Source organism: Zooshikella ganghwensis (assembly GCF_018263875.1).
GTDB lineage: Bacteria > Pseudomonadota > Gammaproteobacteria > Pseudomonadales > Zooshikellaceae > Zooshikella > Zooshikella ganghwensis.
Map to the genome: position 1 here is coordinate 1 of NZ_JAEVHG010000039.1, position 11,271 is coordinate 11,271.

18 protein-coding genes and 1 tRNA gene are annotated in these 11,271 nt (G+C 37.6%); 13 read left to right on the forward strand and 6 right to left on the reverse strand.

The window, feature by feature from the left end:
• Positions 1-76 precede the first annotated feature (76 nt).
• Positions 77-844 (reverse strand): alpha/beta fold hydrolase, encoded by a 768-nt coding sequence (locus KHS79_RS25260; protein ID WP_212722946.1) that lies wholly within the window; start codon positions 842-844, stop codon positions 77-79.
• Positions 845-979: 135 nt separating this feature from the next.
• Between KHS79_RS25260 and KHS79_RS25265 the strand changes: the two genes are divergently transcribed.
• The 3 genes from KHS79_RS25265 to KHS79_RS25275 all read left to right on the forward strand — a co-directional run bounded on the left by KHS79_RS25265 (position 980) and on the right by KHS79_RS25275 (position 2,722).
• A complete protein-coding gene (locus KHS79_RS25265) occupies positions 980-1,357 on the forward strand; it encodes a winged helix-turn-helix transcriptional regulator (RefSeq protein WP_212722947.1) in 378 nt (125 codons plus the stop codon).
• A gap of 80 nt (positions 1,358-1,437) precedes the next feature.
• A complete protein-coding gene (locus KHS79_RS25270; RefSeq protein ID WP_212722948.1) occupies positions 1,438-1,950 on the forward strand; it encodes a hypothetical protein in 513 nt (170 codons plus the stop codon).
• Position 1,951: 1 nt separating this feature from the next.
• Positions 1,952-2,722 carry a DUF2310 family Zn-ribbon-containing protein gene (locus KHS79_RS25275; RefSeq protein WP_212722949.1) on the forward strand — a complete coding sequence of 257 codons (771 nt, stop codon included), beginning with the start codon at positions 1,952-1,954 and terminating at the stop codon, positions 2,720-2,722.
• A gap of 8 nt (positions 2,723-2,730) precedes the next feature.
• Here the strand turns inward: KHS79_RS25275 and KHS79_RS25280 are convergent.
• From KHS79_RS25280 to KHS79_RS25290, 3 genes are all read right to left on the reverse strand, one after another.
• A tRNA-OTHER gene (locus KHS79_RS25280) sits at positions 2,731-2,826 on the reverse strand.
• Positions 2,813-3,028: a hypothetical protein gene (locus KHS79_RS25285; protein WP_212722950.1), complete on the reverse strand. Its 216-nt coding sequence runs from the start codon at positions 3,026-3,028 to the stop codon at positions 2,813-2,815. The genes KHS79_RS25280 and KHS79_RS25285 overlap by 14 nt, the downstream gene beginning before the upstream one ends.
• A gap of 184 nt (positions 3,029-3,212) precedes the next feature.
• A complete protein-coding gene (locus tag KHS79_RS25290; RefSeq protein WP_212722951.1) occupies positions 3,213-3,572 on the reverse strand; it encodes a hypothetical protein in 360 nt (119 codons plus the stop codon).
• Positions 3,573-4,190: 618 nt separating this feature from the next.
• Between KHS79_RS25290 and KHS79_RS25295 the strand changes: the two genes are divergently transcribed.
• The 9 genes from KHS79_RS25295 to KHS79_RS25335 all read left to right on the forward strand — a co-directional run bounded on the left by KHS79_RS25295 (position 4,191) and on the right by KHS79_RS25335 (position 9,413).
• On the forward strand, positions 4,191-4,688 hold the full coding sequence (locus KHS79_RS25295; RefSeq protein WP_051311842.1) for an RDD family protein: 498 nt from the start codon (positions 4,191-4,193) through the stop codon (positions 4,686-4,688).
• A 255-nt stretch (positions 4,689-4,943) separates the two neighbouring features.
• Positions 4,944-5,084, forward strand: coding sequence for a hypothetical protein (locus KHS79_RS25300; RefSeq protein WP_157365609.1), 141 nt, complete (start codon positions 4,944-4,946; stop codon positions 5,082-5,084).
• Positions 5,085-5,226: 142 nt separating this feature from the next.
• Positions 5,227-5,841 carry a hypothetical protein gene (locus tag KHS79_RS25305; protein ID WP_212722952.1) on the forward strand — a complete coding sequence of 205 codons (615 nt, stop codon included), beginning with the start codon at positions 5,227-5,229 and terminating at the stop codon, positions 5,839-5,841.
• 76 nt (positions 5,842-5,917) lie between these two features.
• A complete protein-coding gene (locus KHS79_RS25310; protein WP_212722953.1) occupies positions 5,918-6,526 on the forward strand; it encodes a hypothetical protein in 609 nt (202 codons plus the stop codon).
• Positions 6,527-6,658: 132 nt separating this feature from the next.
• Entirely contained in the window at positions 6,659-7,249 is a 591-nt protein-coding gene (locus tag KHS79_RS25315; protein ID WP_212722954.1) for a hypothetical protein, read from the forward strand.
• Positions 7,246-7,740 carry an RDD family protein gene (locus KHS79_RS25320; protein WP_212722955.1) on the forward strand — a complete coding sequence of 165 codons (495 nt, stop codon included), beginning with the start codon at positions 7,246-7,248 and terminating at the stop codon, positions 7,738-7,740. Before KHS79_RS25315 ends, KHS79_RS25320 begins: the two co-directional genes overlap by 4 nt.
• Positions 7,741-7,817: 77 nt before the next feature.
• Complete coding sequence (locus tag KHS79_RS25325; protein ID WP_212722956.1) at positions 7,818-8,264, forward strand: phage tail protein; 447 nt, start codon at positions 7,818-7,820, stop codon at positions 8,262-8,264.
• On the forward strand, positions 8,224-8,430 hold the full coding sequence (locus tag KHS79_RS25330) for a tail protein X (RefSeq protein ID WP_212722957.1): 207 nt from the start codon (positions 8,224-8,226) through the stop codon (positions 8,428-8,430). Before KHS79_RS25325 ends, KHS79_RS25330 begins: the two co-directional genes overlap by 41 nt.
• Positions 8,421-9,413: a contractile injection system protein, VgrG/Pvc8 family gene (locus KHS79_RS25335; RefSeq protein ID WP_212722958.1), complete on the forward strand. Its 993-nt coding sequence runs from the start codon at positions 8,421-8,423 to the stop codon at positions 9,411-9,413. The genes KHS79_RS25330 and KHS79_RS25335 overlap by 10 nt, the downstream gene beginning before the upstream one ends.
• Positions 9,414-9,421: 8 nt before the next feature.
• On the opposite strand, the gene KHS79_RS25340 is transcribed toward KHS79_RS25335, so the two are convergent.
• Complete coding sequence (locus KHS79_RS25340) at positions 9,422-9,832, reverse strand: group I truncated hemoglobin (RefSeq protein WP_233468590.1); 411 nt, start codon at positions 9,830-9,832, stop codon at positions 9,422-9,424.
• Between the two features lie 259 nt (positions 9,833-10,091).
• On the opposite strand from KHS79_RS25340, the gene KHS79_RS25345 reads away from it, so the two are divergent.
• On the forward strand, positions 10,092-10,499 hold the full coding sequence (locus KHS79_RS25345; RefSeq protein ID WP_233468591.1) for a LexA family protein: 408 nt from the start codon (positions 10,092-10,094) through the stop codon (positions 10,497-10,499).
• Positions 10,500-10,526: 27 nt separating this feature from the next.
• Here KHS79_RS25345 and KHS79_RS25350 read toward each other — a convergent pair whose 3' ends face one another.
• A complete protein-coding gene (locus KHS79_RS25350; RefSeq protein WP_212722960.1) occupies positions 10,527-10,997 on the reverse strand; it encodes a hypothetical protein in 471 nt (156 codons plus the stop codon).
• Between the last annotated feature and the right edge of the window lie 274 nt (positions 10,998-11,271).

An 11,271-nucleotide genomic window follows, 5' to 3' on the forward strand; every position in this document is an offset into this window, starting at 1 on the left:
ACGACTTGGTTGACTGCTTCTTGTTTAAATTCGCCTGAGTAACGGATACCTTTACCCATGATTTACCTCTTATGGTTTAAGTTACATTTTTACCATAAAAAGTGTCTAAGGTTTTCAGGCCGTACCAAATTTCTTTTAATCGTTCTTGCATCCAGGAAAGATCTTTAGGGTAGGAACCAAAGAAAGTGATTGCGCATTTATGGGTTTGTTCATTAAAAGCAATATCATAGTACTCTTTAATCGCTCTTTTAGTTGGTCGATAACGATGGTAGCCATCTTTAACTGCTGTTTTAAAGTTCGTTTCCATAACGGACTTTTTATTTATTCCTTTTGCTAACCAGCGAACAAAGCTAAAGTTAATTACCGCTTTTAAAATGCTAGACATCCTAGGCGGATAACTACCTGGGCCATCAAAAATATTAATACTCTCAAGACGTTCTGGGTACTCTATGGCGGTGGCAAGCACGATCGGTGCTCCAACGTCTGGCCCAACAAGATGTGCTTTTGGGATACCAAAATGATCCATGACCTGAATGATCACTGGGCTTAATTTCCTGGGGGACATGTCGTGTTTTTGTGCTTTTGTTAAACCAAACCCAGGAATGTCGAATGCAAGTATGTTGAAGTTACGACAAAGAGCTTCCCAAGCACTCTCCCACATTCTAATACTTTGAGGTAAACCATTGAGTAAGATTAGCGTAGGGGCGTTCTCCTTCTTGTAGCGGACATACCTTATGTCAAATTTACCAACTTTTACGTATTGGGGAGAGAAAAGGTCAATGCTTGATGCAGCGCTGTTTGACGCATATTCTTTCAGAGCCTTATTGAGCTGGGAGTGAGACATCGCATCACCTTGGGTTTAATGTTTTAATTTATAGGTTACTTATATATACTAAGGTACATAAGTTAGTGTTACACTGCAATAAGGGAGTATATTCTGCCTTAGTTACCTTTTGATAACCTATGAGAGTGTGAGAATATGGTTGCTAGTAATAAAGTGGGCAAAAAAGTCTTTATACAAAGTGAAGATTGTCCAATTCGTGATGTGGTTGCTCAGATAGGTGACAAGTGGTCGATACTGATCTTATTTAGCCTTGTTGGTGGGGCTGACCGCTTTAATTCACTGAAATCAAGAATTGAAGGAATTTCGCAACGCATGTTAACGCAAACATTACGAGAGTTGGAGCGGGACGGGTTTGTGAAACGTACTGTTTACCCCGAAGTTCCGACTAAGGTGGAGTATGAATTAACTGAGCTAGGTAAGGGGTTAACCAAGTCTGTTTGGGGGCTTGTATCTTGGGCTGATAAGCACCATGATGAGATTAGAGCTGCGCGCCATAATTACGATAATAAATAATTGAACCAAGCTGTGTATGATAGTGGGATTGCACTTTAGTCGTCATAGTATCTTTATCTAGGAAAAAAGGGAGGCGGCAATTGAAAGTTAAAAGTAAAATAATGATTAAGTGTTTAAACGTGATTTTTTTATCAGCATTATTATCAACTGTGTTAATTACTGGTTTATCTGCCAAAGATGAATTAAATGTTGATGACCTAGTAGGTATTGCTCTTGCTATGGATAAAGGTATGCAGAATAAGGATATTGATGTTGTCATGGCATTATTCACTAGTGATTTTGTAGCGTATGAACTAATTAATGAAAAGCTTGTAAAAGTAATCAACAGTTATGATGAAATGAAAGAGGTTATTGCAAACCTGGCTAATACGGAAAACTATCACTCAGTTAGAGATGTTGAATCCACTCAGCTATCTGAAGACAAAAGAGAGGGTATTATTTATTCTATTGTTGAAGAAAATTTTGAGGATCATAGTGCTGTAACATCTGGAAAGACTAAAGAAATATTGTATATTAAATTGGTTGATGGTAGGCCGAGAATATTTAAGATAATTTCTTCGACCTTATCTTTTTCTGAGAAAAAGAAGATTTAGAATGTATACAGTTGAAGTTAATTTTGGCGTTAATAAAACATCAGAGTTAGATGATCAAGTTAACCTTATCGATTTATTGCTAGGCTCTTGGCGAATGAATGGGCAAATATTGGGTAGAGAGCATCCCATTGCTCATACAAATGAAGCAATTTCGGTTTTTATAAAAATACCTGAGGAATATTCGCTTTCACCTAAATTTAATAATAAATATGTCAATAAATACTTTAAAGAAATTGAAGATAGGTTTTCAGTCCCTTTGATTTCTGTGTTAGGGAAAGAGCCAAGGTGCTCTAATATTTGCAGATGTAGTGCATCAAAATCATATATTCTTTTTACTACTTATCTTGCTCTTGAGTGTCCACTTTACTGTGGTGAATGCTTTGGTGTTGTTCCTCTCTATCGAATACCAAAAACATATGATGATGAATACTATAATATTATATGCTGGATGTCTGATTACCAGTCATGTGATAGTTTACAAATGAATTGTGCTGTTGGGGAAAGGTTTGGAACAAACCAGATTTCAAAGCTTGATAGTCCTCTGACCAGGTTAGGGCTTAAGGTTTGTGACTCTATTAAGGAAGTTACAGATAAAAAGACATATTATTACTTATATAAAGGTTCTTGTAAAAGTTATACTCAAGAATTATCCCGTAAATGTCCTGGTTGTAATGGTGAATGGCGTTTAGAAAGTGCACTTCATGATCTTTTTAACTTTAAGTGTGAGAAGTGCAGTCTGTTATCAAATATTGCTTGGAACTGCCGGGGTTAAAATCTTATTGGGAGAAAGGGCAGGATTCGAACCTGCGTCCGGCTTTCGCCAGAGAGCGCTCCCTTTCGGGCGACGCCCACCTTAAGCCACTCAGTCACCTTTCTCGTGGTGTTTTTCGTACTTTTCAAGGACACTTAGAAAGCCTTCTGTAAAATCATCGGTATCAGTTCTACAAGAAAAGCCTGTATCATTTTGCATTATAACCACACTTTTAGTATTTGTACTTCGCTCGCCATCCCACTTCAATATGACCACCGCACCTTGCGATTCAAGATCTTCAATTAATGGTATAAGCTCATCAATCATTTCTTGTCCAATTAAGTAATAGGGGAGAGAGTATTTTACTAGCCTTGTTGGTAAATATATTTACTATAGGTTATTTAATCGCTACCCCCTTCATAAGTGTCCTCTAAATCTAATGATTTATGTAGGACTAGCTTAAAAGTAGTTTCCGAATAATGATAGGTTATAGGGTAAGTTATATAGTTACCTACAACGGTTCGATATACGTTATCATCATAGAATTGTTCCCAACCATTGATTTTTTTGGGCATTTACTTTCCTGTTTGCATTGAGCATCAGTTTTCCTGTAAATTTCTTTGGCTTCGTCTTGTGCAACACTATAGGAATAACCAGCAATGCTACATAAACTACCAGATATAAGAATAGTTAATACAGGTCGAATCAAACGATATTTATTTTTTTGAAATTTAATGAGTTTTATTATTAGGCATAAAAAAGGTATACCCATGAGAAACCAAAATCCTGGTCCGTGAGTGCTAAATGCATACAAAAGAAGAAACGGAGGCGCTATTTGCCCAAGTAAATAAAGAAAAGAATCAATATTCATGGTGTATAAAACTACTACACAAAAAACTAAATTAATATTAGTTGGTTCTTAAGTAACTTGCTGAAAATAGCAAGCAATGTTGCAACTATCCTTCATGCTCAATAGGAGACAACTATAATATACAGTGCTCAAGCTTGATTATCTACACACCAATTTTTGAGTCCAGATGGCGATATGACACAGTTCTGACACAGTAGGTTGTTTTTGAAGAGAGGGTAGTGAGCTAACTAATTGATTTTATTGGTCGGAGTGACTGGATTTGAACCAGCGTCCCTTGCCTCCCGAAGCCCTTAAATAGAGGGGCTGTCATGTTAACTCATTGTTTTATATAGTTTATTACTGTCATAAATCTGTCAAAAACAGCCTATTTTGGCCTTTTTTTTCTTCTTTGCGTGACACTTCCGTAACACTTTCTCTAATTGTCACGTTCAAATTAGCTGCTTAAATTGATCAATAATTGATCTCCTTTCATAGTATAGCTTTTCATCAACGATAAAGTACAACAGCAGTGGAGTTGGGCTATAGCATCAAGGAATGCTGATTTAACGCAGTTGAATGTGATGTACTTATCGGTATAATGCGGCGGTTTTTTGCTTAGTACTAAGTTAGTGAGTAGTTATGAGTAATAGTGAAATTTACCACGCACCTGATGCAGAGTTACGAGAAAACGTTTTAGATACATATAAGCTTGCGTCCATATCAAAACGCTTTTGGGCTACTATCATTGATAGAGTAACGTTGATTGCTCCAATATTGCTGGGTTTTTGGTTTTTTGACCCTCAAGAATATTATTGGAAAGATTATGATACTGCTTTATTAGTATATAGTGGTGTTGTAGGTTTATTATTTTTGGTATTAAATATTTGGCTTCTTATCAAAAATGGTCAAACCATTGGCAAGAAGTTGTTAAAAATAGCAATCGTAAGCTATAACGATAATGAGAAACTAGATTTGTTCTCCTTATTATTTTTGCGTCATGTTTTATTTTGGATTGGTGATGCATTTCTGGGAGTGTTATGGCTGATTGATGGACTTTTTATATTCAGTCGTGAAAAACGTTGTTTACATGACTTGGCTGCAAGTACAAAAGTGATTGATTTACAGAATAATTTATAAAAAATAGTAATAACTTTATCTGTTAAACTAAAGAGACCAATAGGGTAAGCTTATAAGTATGTTAAGTAGTTTTACTCTATTGATTTTGTGTATGTGAAGCTCATAAAATCTGAACTTTCGAATTCTAGAAATAACATAGGTTAAGGTATTAGTTTGCACTTAGTAATTATTGCCATTCTTTTATTTGTGGCATCCTTTTTTCTGTATAAAAAACTTTTCAATCGTAAGAGTACTGGGTATGCAGTAGACTCTGTGATGAGTGAACTTGTAGGGCTTTGTCGTGGTGATGTTGAGCGTGCAGAACGATTATTAAATCACGAAAAAAGTAAGAATCCTCGGTTATCTGAAAAGCAAGCTATTGAAAATGCGATATATTTTCTAAGACGCGATAGTTAGTGTTCTATCTTACGATCTAAAAATTCAATTCTCCTATTGAGCTAGCTCAGTATAAGCTTTTCTTCTTATTGGATGCTGCTATGCAAGCTGCTATTATGCCGCGATTCACGAGTATCTGTGCAGTAGCTACGTAAGGTTATTTATGAAGAAGGCTTTATTACTTGTTGTTTTTTCACTATTTTTTTCAGGGTGTGCAACACCGATAAAACGATTCGTAGCTCATGATAATGTTATTGTTTCGGAAAATCATCCTAAAGTACGTTTAGTTGTCCCTAATGGGTATGAACTATTTGATAAGTGCTCAGGTAAAAATGAAATTAAATTTGATGATGGTTCTGGTAGTAGTTATGAGCATCAAGACTGGTTCCAATTTCGTAAGAGGAATAATAAAGGACTTATTGATAACGTGTTACACTTTCGTTTTAGCGATGCTCCTAAGGGCATGAGTTATAATGCGGGAAGACCTGATAATAGTTACTTTAACCGTAGTGCTGTTACAATAAATGGGATAAGTTACACAACTTATTTAATTGCTAGAAAACAGTCTAGTGACAAAGCAAAAGCCACTATTGATGCGTGTATAATGGGGAAATTGTTTGACTCATTTCTGACTGATGAAAAAAGCCACCAGTTTTCAATTAGTTATACGTCTTTTATACCTTGTGAGAAGCTTGTAGATGGACGAGTGGTTGATGATGGTTTGGTACATAAATTTGATCTACAAGCAAATGAGCTTATCCGAAAAATAAGTCAGTAAAAAATCTATCCCAATGATTTAGGCCAACGATTAGCCAAATGAAACTATTCTTGGTAGTAACTCAATAAGGTTTGCTATGCAAAAAGCTATTTTAACTGTTGTTTTGTTAATATTTATTTCAGGATGTGCTGCACCTGTAAAGCGATATATCGGCTATGATAACGTTGTTGTTTCTGAAAACCACCCAAAAATTCGGCTAGCCGTACCTTATGAATATGAGTTTATTGACTCTTTTTCGGGGAAAAAGCTTGTTCAATTTTCTAACATTACAGGCAGTGCATACGAGCATCGCGATTGGTTTTACTTTAAGAAACGTAATGCTAAAGGAGTTACTGATAGCACTTTAACAGTTGACTTTAGCGATGCGAGCAAAACATTAACGTATGATATTAAAAGCTGGGGAAATAGCTACTTTAACCGAAGTGCTATAACGATTAATGATACCAGTTATACCACTTTTTTTGAGGTCCATAGATCACCACTAGATAAAGATGTTATAGCTCAATGTAGCCTATCTAAAAGGTTTTGGACATTCCTAAATACAGAGAAAAAGCATTTATTTTCAATTAGTTACATTATAGCTATACCCTGTAACCAAATTCATAATGGAAGAGTAGATGATGATAGCTTGTTGACTAGTGTTGATAAGCAGGCAAATGAACTGGTTAGAAGAATGAGTTTATAAGTACTTCTCCTTACAGTTGAAGTGATTAGACTAGTTCAGTATTGATACTTGGGTGTGTTGGCTGAATATTGATCAGGTGATATTATGCTGGCCTCAAAATAAAGTCTGAGCAGTATCTAAATTAGGTTTGTTATGAAAAATACATTGTTAGTTATTGTTTTATCGGTAGTGCTTGCTGGTTGTGGTGTTAACGTTAAGCGTACTGTTAAGGATAATATCCTAGTTTCTAATGCCTCACCCGCAATACGCCTCAACATACCACAGCCTTATGAGCTGGTGAATTCAACCTCTGGTAAGAAGTTTAATGAGTATGATAATGGTTTTAGTGGATCTTATGATAATGAGAATTCCTATCTTTTCCTAAAAAAGAGTGCAAATGGTTATGTTGATGGAGCCTTTTATGTTGCGTTCGTTGAGGCAGGGGCTCAAACAATGTTTATTGATGAACTTAAAGATAAAGAGCTTTTTAACTCTGGTAATATGCAATTCAGGGGCTTTAACTATAAAACGTATTTCAAGGTTGGCAAATTACCACGGTCTTCAGAAAACAGCTGTTTTATTCAGAAAATGCATCGCAAGGTACTCCCACCTAATAAAAGCCGTTTATTTGTGATGGTATACAGTGAAGTTATTTCCTGCGATAAACTTAATACAGAATATAGCAGATCCCAAGTAATCTCTGAAGTTGATGCTCGGGCTTTTGAGTTCATGAATAGTCTGTGAGTTTACTTAGAGTGACAAACCAAATTTATAAATCACCTGAAGCAAAGCTTTCTCAAAACGACATCGCATTTGATGAGTTAAAAATAGCGGGTACGATGAAGCGTTTTGTGAATATGATAATTGATTTAATATTTTTAATTATAACGCTGTTTGTTGTCGTTATAGTTATTCTTCAGTTTATAAATGTGTTTGGAGCTTCTCACTTAGAAGAGTATTTATTGAACGAGAAAGTCATAACTCTTATAACATTTCTTGTTTATTTTGTCCCTCAGGAAGCGATATGGGGGCGAACTCTTGGGAAGCTTATTACACAGACTAAAGTGGTCAATCGTCAGGGATTAAAACCAAACTTTTTCCAAGTGGTTATACGTACACTTTGCCGGCTTATCCCTTTTGATATGCTCTCGTTTGGAAGCAAAAATGATAGACCAGTGGGTTGGCATGATAAAATACCTAGAACCTATGTTATTGACGTAGAGAAGCTGGTTTAAGATTTCTATAACTCATTTTTCCCCTATCTATACGCTGTAAGTTGTATCTATATTGGGCATAGCCAAAGGAGCTTGCTATGCCCCAACCCATGTTAATTCTCACTAATCCTCAACAACAAGTCCGTTTTCGGTTTAGTCGCAATACGGCTGCTTATCAATCCAGTCAGCAAACTCACCATTACCGGTGGAGTCAGCAGGAGCGTATTTCGAACACTCCAACTCACCAATACATAGGTCCAGGACAGCAAAGTTTAACACTTAAAGGCGTGATTTATCCGTATTACTTAGGTGGTCTGGAACAGGTGGAACAACTACGAAATGAAGCGGGGAGAGGTAAGCCCTTTTTATTAGTCGAAGGGACTGGCTCTGTGTTAGGCCATTTTGTTATTGAGTCTATCGAGTCTGAGCAGACGTATTTTTTAGAAGATGGTCGCCCGCAAAAAATTACTTTTCAACTTTCTTTAAGTCGCTATGGGGATGGTGATGCACCGTTATCGAACAACCCAGGGGCAAACGCTGGATGAAATAGCCTGGCGGTATTATGGTCATACCAAAGCTGTCGTAGAACATATACTTGAAGCAAATCCAGGCTTGGCTAAATTACCTACGATTTTACCATCAGGAACGATAATTAATTTACCCGATATTCCTAAGCAGTCAATGAAATCACAGGTGAAGCTATGGGATTAACACCCTGGTTTAACATTATTGCGAATAACACCGATATTACTCAGCAAATAAAATCTCGGTTATTAAATCTGCAGGTGGTTGATTGTGCGGGTTTTGATTCAGATATGGTTTCTATCCAGCTAGACGATCGGGATCATCAGATTGCTTTGCCTTCTACAGGTGCCAAGTTAAATATTGCGCTGGGCTATAATGAAACGGGGCTGGTTAAAATGGGCTTGTATGTGGTGGATGAGTTAACCTTAGCTGGACCACCTTGGACACTAGGGATTAGTGCAAAAGTGGCGGATATGCGCAAAGAAATGAAAGCCCCCAAAACAAAGACCTGGCAACACCCTGGACAACCTAGTCCAGAATTTTTATTAACGGACATTGTGAAAAGCATTGCAGCTCGTTATCGATTAAAACCGCGTGTTAGCAAAGAGTTCCAACAAATCACTTACGCTGTGGTGAATCAAACGGAAGAAAGTGATTTGCACTTTTTATCGCGTCTGGCCAAGGAAGTGAGGGCGATAGCTAAGCCTGCAGGTAATTATTTGTTATTTGTAAAACGAGGGCAGGGGAAGTCGGTTTCAGGGAATCAACTTCCGGCTATTACGCTAACACCGCCACAAGTGTCGTCTGTACATGTCACTATGGCTGAACGGAGTGCCTATCAACGGGTAATCGCCAAATACCAAGATCAGAATGCAGCGACTACGCAATTGATTTCAGCTGGAAAGGGTGAGCCTTGTTATCAGATAAGAAAGGTTTTTAAAACTGCAGCAGAAGCACAAGAAGCGGCTAGAGCCAGGCTTGCATCTTATCAGCGTGGTGAAGCCAGTATTGAGGTGTCTTTACCTGGTAATCCTGGACTTATTGCTGAAGCTGATGTGCACATATCAGGGTTTCGAGAAGGGATAGATGGCATCTGGTCAATAGAGAGGGTGACACACAGTTTGAGTAATCAAGGGTATGTAACAACGGTAGAAGCTGTAACAAAGTGAACGTTCTACTATGGCATTTGAGTGACAATGTCTGCTTTCGTTGACTCTACAATACCCAGAAGCTCTTTGGTCTCATTTGCTGGCACTTTGTGCTTAGCAAGTACCTCTTTGAAAATAGTCAACATACGATCCCACTCTTGCCCTGTGATATTCAAATGAGCATGAGCTGCTTTCATCGTCTTTCCATGATACTGGCATGGCCCTCCTGTCGCTTGGCACATCATCGCAGTTACATGATACTTAAGATAAGGAGCAGGAACTCGTTTTCTCGCGGCATCAATTGCCGGGCTTTGATTGAGCGTTGTATCAGGTACTAGAGCATCAATAAAGTCGCTGACTACAACGGAAATAGGCATTAATCCTCCCAACCGATCATAAAGAGAACCTTCTTGTTGTGCCTGGGTCTGCGTTGGCGCCATCAAAGCTCCTGTAAATAAAACAATTGCAAACTTTAGTGGAGCCCAGACTTTTTTACACTGATTTTGCATGAACATTGCTTTGCCCTTCTTAAAACACACTCTTTAGCGTGCAACAAGCTAATGTAATAAGTTTAGACGAGTCTGTTTATCTCATTCAAAGCAGTAACAACGCACACGTATTTCTAGTAAAGCCCCTTGATCAATAATTATCCAGAAGACTATAATTCTGTATATATGTACAGTATATGGTTTTATGGCTATGGAAGAAACAAGTTTAGATACAGCGCCTCTTTTCTCATGCAGTGTTTCAGCAGGTTTTCCCAGTCCTGCCGACGATTACATGGAGAAAGAGCTGAACTTACATGAGCTCATGGTAAAGCACCCTGCAGCGACGTTCTTCTTACGTGCTAGTGGTGATTCGATGATTCATGCAGGCATTAACAATGGTGATATTCTGGTCGTTGACCGCTCGCTGACACCACGAAGTGGTAATATCATCGTGGCAGAGGTTGATGGTGACCTTACAGTGAAGCAGCTTTACATCAAGAATAACCAATACTGGCTATTACCGATGAATCCTCAGTATCCCAGAATTCGCCTTGATCCCGAACAGGAGCTCGCTGTTTTTGGGGTTGTAACATACAGTGTGCATAGGGTAGAGGGGTAGGACTCTCTACCTCAAATAGAGCCAATTTTATTGATTCCATATTTCGGGTGAACGAAAGCTGTATTTATAAAACGCGATCGTTTGGATAATAAGAAATGGAAGCCAAAAAATCGCAAAAATTGCAATTGCAAAATAAGCTCCATATGGTACAGACTCCAGGAACTGCTCTTCTGCTAGCTCAGTGTACTGATAAAACATCGAATATCCGTCCCAGAAAAACGCAACAAAAATCATTAAAAACCAAAACTTTCTAACCAATATTTTTTTGTTAAAAGCAAATCCATACAATCCTAGAAGAACGAGACCATATATAACAATTTCACCCAATGTATTTACGAGTGAAGCTGACTCACCGAATATTAAAGACAATAAAGATATAATCTCCAGTATCAATACTATAAAGAAAAATACTTTCCAACCCGTTTTTGAGCGGAAATGGAGTTTTTCAGCTTCCTTTTTTTCAATACCAGCCTCAGGGCTTTTATAGATATTTGTCACTTGCTTTCTCTTTATTACTACTAAAAAATGACAGCATAATAGTTTCCACAAAGATTATAGTAGAAATTTACTTTAGCTGGGGTCAAAAAGTAACCCACGTTGCCTTGCATGTACCTGCCGCTCCTGGGCTTTTATTTCCTCTTTCGCTGGTACGGCCTGAAAACCTTAGACACTTTTTATGGTAAAAATGTAACTTAAACCATAAGAGGTAAATCATGGGTAAAGGTATCCGTTACTCAGGCGAATTTAAACAAGAAGCAGTCAACCAAGTCGT

Excerpts from the sequence above, each read along its gene's own strand:
- KHS79_RS25275 (WP_212722949.1), top strand. The coding sequence starts at position 1,952 with ATGTATACAGTTGAAGTTAATTTTGGCGTTAATAAAACATCAGAGTTA.
- KHS79_RS25260 (WP_212722946.1), bottom strand. The coding sequence starts at position 844 with ATGTCTCACTCCCAGCTCAATAAGGCTCTGAAAGAATATGCGTCAAAC.
- KHS79_RS25290 (WP_212722951.1), bottom strand. The coding sequence starts at position 3,572 with ATGAATATTGATTCTTTTCTTTATTTACTTGGGCAAATAGCGCCTCCG.
- KHS79_RS25310 (WP_212722953.1), top strand. The coding sequence starts at position 5,918 with ATGCAAAAAGCTATTTTAACTGTTGTTTTGTTAATATTTATTTCAGGA.
- KHS79_RS25325 (WP_212722956.1), top strand. The coding sequence starts at position 7,818 with ATGCCCCAACCCATGTTAATTCTCACTAATCCTCAACAACAAGTCCGT.
- KHS79_RS25315 (WP_212722954.1), top strand. The coding sequence starts at position 6,659 with ATGAAAAATACATTGTTAGTTATTGTTTTATCGGTAGTGCTTGCTGGT.
- KHS79_RS25295 (WP_051311842.1), top strand. The coding sequence starts at position 4,191 with ATGAGTAATAGTGAAATTTACCACGCACCTGATGCAGAGTTACGAGAA.
- KHS79_RS25300 (WP_157365609.1), top strand. The coding sequence starts at position 4,944 with ATGAGTGAACTTGTAGGGCTTTGTCGTGGTGATGTTGAGCGTGCAGAA.
- KHS79_RS25335 (WP_212722958.1), top strand. The coding sequence starts at position 8,421 with ATGGGATTAACACCCTGGTTTAACATTATTGCGAATAACACCGATATT.
- KHS79_RS25305 (WP_212722952.1), top strand. The coding sequence starts at position 5,227 with ATGAAGAAGGCTTTATTACTTGTTGTTTTTTCACTATTTTTTTCAGGG.
- KHS79_RS25265 (WP_212722947.1), top strand. The coding sequence starts at position 980 with ATGGTTGCTAGTAATAAAGTGGGCAAAAAAGTCTTTATACAAAGTGAA.
- KHS79_RS25340 (WP_233468590.1), bottom strand. The coding sequence starts at position 9,832 with ATGGCGCCAACGCAGACCCAGGCACAACAAGAAGGTTCTCTTTATGAT.
- KHS79_RS25285 (WP_212722950.1), bottom strand. The coding sequence starts at position 3,028 with ATGATTGATGAGCTTATACCATTAATTGAAGATCTTGAATCGCAAGGT.
- KHS79_RS25345 (WP_233468591.1), top strand. The coding sequence starts at position 10,092 with ATGGAAGAAACAAGTTTAGATACAGCGCCTCTTTTCTCATGCAGTGTT.
- KHS79_RS25330 (WP_212722957.1), top strand. The coding sequence starts at position 8,224 with ATGCACCGTTATCGAACAACCCAGGGGCAAACGCTGGATGAAATAGCC.